At 73.0% G+C, this 523-nt stretch carries 1 protein-coding gene; it reads left to right on the top strand.

Features of this window, described 5'->3' with window-relative positions; translation table 11 throughout:
• On the top strand, nucleotides 1–523 hold a 523-nt coding region (locus D1614_RS25905), incomplete at both ends, for a hypothetical protein (protein ID WP_206610215.1).

Genomic DNA, 523 nt, shown 5'->3' with positions numbered 1-523 from the left:
GCTCAAGGAAAGCGGCGCCTTCACCGAGGCGGAACTGGCCTATCGGCGCGCCGAGGAGCTCGACCCCGCCTCGGCGGAACCGCACCTCCACCTCGGCCACCTGCGAAAGCTTCAGGGAAACCGGGCCGGCGCCGGCCGCAGCTATCTGCGGGCCTTGCAGTTGCAACCGGGTCACGGCGACGCGTCAGACGAGCTGCGCCAATTGGCGGCCCGCTCCGGCGAGACCGACCTGCGCCTGCTCGCCGAGGCCGTCGGCGCGGTCGAGACCGAAACGGACGCCGAAGTCGAAGCGGCCGTCGCGGCCCGGCGCATCCAGGCCGACATCCGGCGGCTGGTCGCGGTGCTGCGCGACGACGGCGATCCGCTGGAGCCCGCCGCGCGCCAACGGCTCGCCGCCGCCGACGCCGTCCTCTCCGAAATCGAACGCCTGGCCGCCGAGCGCGAAGCCCCCGCCGATCCGCTCGACCCGGCGCTGGTCTTCGACGTCTCGGACCTGATCGCCTATTTCCAGAACGCCCGCCTG

The organism is Maribellus luteus, assembly GCF_003576475.1.
GTDB lineage: Bacteria > Bacteroidota > Bacteroidia > Bacteroidales > Prolixibacteraceae > Draconibacterium > Draconibacterium luteum.
Note: the sequence above shows the minus strand (reverse complement) of the source record. Positions and strands in the feature narration are given on the sequence as shown.